We start from the raw sequence: 3,667 nt of genomic DNA on the forward strand, positions 1-3,667 counted from the left end.
AAGCATCCTCGCCGTCTTATTCCTATATGCCAAGCGGCTGATGCAGGACAAAATGCTGTGGCTCAAAATCGGTGTCGCTTTTTTACCGGCAGGAATTTTGGGATTTTTGTTTTACAAACAGATCAAAGCCCTCTTCGGTGTGGAAACGGTGAGTATTATGCTGATCGCGGGGGGAATTGTATTCTTGCTTTTTGAATATCTTCGGCGTGATAAACCCATTGATGCGGGGAAAGACATTTCTGAGCTCAGCTTCAAAGAGGCCTTTACCATCGGGGTGTTTCAAAGTCTCTCGATGATCCCCGGAACCAGCCGATCCGGTGCCACCCTCATCGGCGGATTGATTATAGGACTTAGCCGTAAAAGTGCGGCGGAGTTTTCGTTTCTCCTCGCCATACCGACAATGATCATCGCGACCGCGTACGATCTGCTCAAACACCGTAACGAGATGGTGGTGGATGATTATTTTATGCTGTCAGTAGCGTTTATAACGGCCTTTGTATTTGCCCTCGCAACGGTCAAACTCTTCGTCACCTTCGTCAGCCGCCACACCTTTACCCCGTTTGCGATTTACCGAATCGTTGTCGGGATTATCTTCTTCTATTTCGTGGCAACGCTTCCGGCGTGAGAGCGTAAAAATTTGATCTGATCGATCAAAATCTTCGCCAACTCCAGCGCTTTGGAGCGGTGGGATAACCCTTTTTTAACATCGTTATCCAACTCTCCAAGCGTATATTCAAGACCGCTCGGGATAAAAATCGGATCGTATCCGAAACCGTTTTCACCTCGCAACTCCGTAATCACATCCCCGTGCATCCATCCGTGAACACAATTTTCCCCTTCGCACGAAACAATCGCTATCGCCGCCGTATAGTGTGCGGGTGAGATATTCATCCCTTTTTCTTTTAAAGACTCTACGAGTTTAAGGAGATTATCCCGATCACTCGCACCCTCTCCGCCGTAGCGGGCGCTGTAAATCCCCGGAGCGCCGTCCAATGCATCGACGCTGATACCGCTATCATCGGCGACGACAATCGCATTTTCATCCCCTAATGCCCTATAGACTGCACGCGCCTTGATCAATGCGTTTGCCTTGAACGTCTCGCCATCTTCAACGATCTCAAACCCCTCTATCAAATCGGTATAAGGGAAAACTTCCCGATCATGGAGGAGCTCGATAATCTCTCGCACTTTCCCTTTGTTTGACGTTGCCAAGACGATTTTCATTTCATTCCTTACAGTAGACTTTAACGTTCGGTGTTTACCCGACATTTCATCTAAGGGTATATTATAATGCTGAAAATTTTAACGTATCTAAGGTTGCACGGTGTTTAAAACGGTTCTCCCACTCTCCGCGATTTTGTCGCTCCGATTTTTCGGTCTATTTTTAGTTCTTCCGGTTCTCTCAGCCTATGCGCTGGGTCTCGAAGGTGCCACACCCATTCTGATCGGTGTCATTGTCGGAGGATACGCTCTGACGCAGGCGATCTTTCAAGTACCTTTCGGGATCATGAGCGACAAAATCGGTCGTAAACCGACACTGCTCCTCGGACTCGTCATCTTCTTGGTCGGATCGATCATCTGTGCGGTGAGTACTGATATTTACACCCTTATGGCGGGACGTTTTTTACAAGGTGCTGGTGCTATCGGTGCCGTCATCCCTGCCATGATCAGCGATCTGGTGAATGAAGAATCACGCGGTAAAGCAATGGCGCTTATGGGGGGAACCATTGCGATAAGTTTCGCCGCTGCGATGGCACTCGGACCCGTACTTGCCGCAGGATTCGGATTTTCATCGTTGTTTTGGATCGCGGCTGTTTTGTCCATTGTATCGATGATTGTCCTCTTTACCAATGTCCCGACCCCTCCGAGTATCCGTCATATCTACCACTCCAAGACAACAACCAAAGATATTCTCAAAGATCCGAATCTCCTTAGTATGATTATCACCAACGGGATGCAAAAAGGGCTTATGACCGTTTCGTTCGTCCTTATCCCTATCTTTTTGACCAATCCCGAATACGGCTTTTTGTGGGATAAAAAAGATCTCTGGCAAGCCTTTATCCCCGCTATGGTGATGGGGCTTTTAGCGATGGGACCCGCCGCCGTTTTCGGAGAGAAATACAATAAACCGCGCGAAATTTTCCTCATCTCGATCGTCCTCTTTATCGTCTCATTTACCCTTATGGGATTTGCGACCAAAGGGTGGGAATTCATCGTCGGAGTGGTGAGCTTTTTCATGGCGTTTAATATGATGGAGCCGTTGGTTCAGTCTATGATTTCCAAATACGCCAAAGTACACCAAAAGGGTGCGGCACTCGGTATCGCCAACGGGTTCGCCTATTTCATGACGTTTATCGGCGGTGCAGCGGCAGGGATCGCGCTTCAATACTCAAGCCGTGAAGTGTTCACTATCGCGTTGATCGTTATCACTACGTTATGGCTGTTGTGGACGCTCAAAATGCAAAATCCGCATAGATATTCCCATCTCTATATCTCGATGGATCATGTCGATATGGAGAAATTAAACGCTCTGGAACATGAACATATCGCGGAATGGTATATCAATGAGACCGAAAATATCGTCGCGGTGAAATACCGCAAAGAGTTGATCGAAGAAGAGGCGATTAAAGCCAAAATAGTGAAATAGCTGGTCATTGCGGACTCAATCCGCAATCTAAGATCCTGAATCTAGTTCAGGATGACAAGAATTATAGTTTGATAACGCGAACCAGTGTCCCCGCTTCCAAATCCCCATCCTCTTCACCGCAGATCATAAGCCCCGCATTCCCAAGAAGATTGGTCAAAATCGCAGAGCTTCCCGTCTTTTTCCCCTCAAAATCGACCCAATATCGTCCCTCTTCAAATGTCAGATTACACGCGGTAAATTCGCTTTTGTTCGAACGCTTGGCAAACGGCACTTTGAGGGTCGCTTCGATCACATCGTAGGGATTTTCAACCCCCAACATTCGAGCGATCAGAGGTGCTGCGTAGAGGATAAAGGTAACGGTAGACGAATACGCAAATCCCGGCAAAGAGACGATGAATTTCGATCCGCGCTGAGCCACCATGACGTGTTGACCCGGTTTAATATTCACCCCTTTGAAGATCACTTCGGCACCGAGTTTGGGGACGATGTGTTTGACGAAATCGTAATCGCCGACACTCACCCCACCCGTACTCACGACGATGTCGCATGAACTGATCGCCTCTTCGAAGCGCTCCATAATGGCGTGTTTATCATCTCCGACGATCCCCATCTGAATACTCTCGCCTCCGAGAGCATCGACGAGGGCTTGGAGGGTGTAGCTGTTGGAGCTTCGAATCTGCCCCTCATGGCGCGCAACTTCTCCGATGTCTAGGATTTCGCTCCCTGTTGCGATAATCGCCACACGCGGACGCTGAGCGACACGGATCATCACTCGGTTAATCCCCGCCAATACGCCGATCTCAGCAAATCCAATCTTGGTTCCGCGCGCGATTAAGACTTCCCCCTCGCGGTAGCTCTCACCGACAGGACGGACGGCAAATCCGTGCGGAACCGATTTTTCTATGATAATGCGTGACCCATCGACACGAACATTTTCAATCGGAATGAGGGTATCAGAGCCGCCGGGCATCAATGAACCGGTAAAGGTTTTGATACACGCCCCGCTCATCACGCCGCCGA

4 protein-coding genes are annotated in these 3,667 nt (G+C 48.9%); 2 read left to right on the top strand and 2 right to left on the bottom strand.

Translation table 11 applies throughout. The features are described 5' to 3' along the window. The coding region (locus JZU62_RS00455; RefSeq protein ID WP_295010854.1) for an undecaprenyl-diphosphate phosphatase at positions 1–625 on the top strand (625 nt) is incomplete at its 5' end. Here the strand turns inward: JZU62_RS00455 and rdgB are convergent. Then, complete coding sequence (gene rdgB, locus JZU62_RS00460; protein ID WP_295010856.1) at positions 598–1,224, bottom strand: RdgB/HAM1 family non-canonical purine NTP pyrophosphatase; 627 nt, start codon at positions 1,222–1,224, stop codon at positions 598–600. The two genes, JZU62_RS00455 and rdgB, sit on opposite strands and share 28 nt — an antisense overlap. Before the next feature lie 100 nt (positions 1,225–1,324). Between rdgB and JZU62_RS00465 the strand changes: the two genes are divergently transcribed. After that, positions 1,325–2,647: an MFS transporter gene (locus tag JZU62_RS00465; protein WP_295010858.1), complete on the top strand. Its 1,323-nt coding sequence runs from the start codon at positions 1,325–1,327 to the stop codon at positions 2,645–2,647. A gap of 61 nt (positions 2,648–2,708) precedes the next feature. Here JZU62_RS00465 and JZU62_RS00470 read toward each other — a convergent pair. Next, positions 2,709–3,667 (bottom strand): molybdopterin molybdotransferase MoeA (locus JZU62_RS00470; RefSeq protein ID WP_295010860.1); only part of this gene is annotated, 959 nt, incomplete at its 5' end.

Source organism: Sulfuricurvum sp., assembly GCF_019163035.1.
Taxonomy (GTDB): domain Bacteria; phylum Campylobacterota; class Campylobacteria; order Campylobacterales; family Sulfurimonadaceae; genus Sulfuricurvum.

Coding starts and splice junctions, on each gene's coding strand:
- rdgB (WP_295010856.1), bottom strand. CDS start 1,224: ATGAAAATCGTCTTGGCAACGTCAAACAAAGGGAAAGTGCGAGAGATT.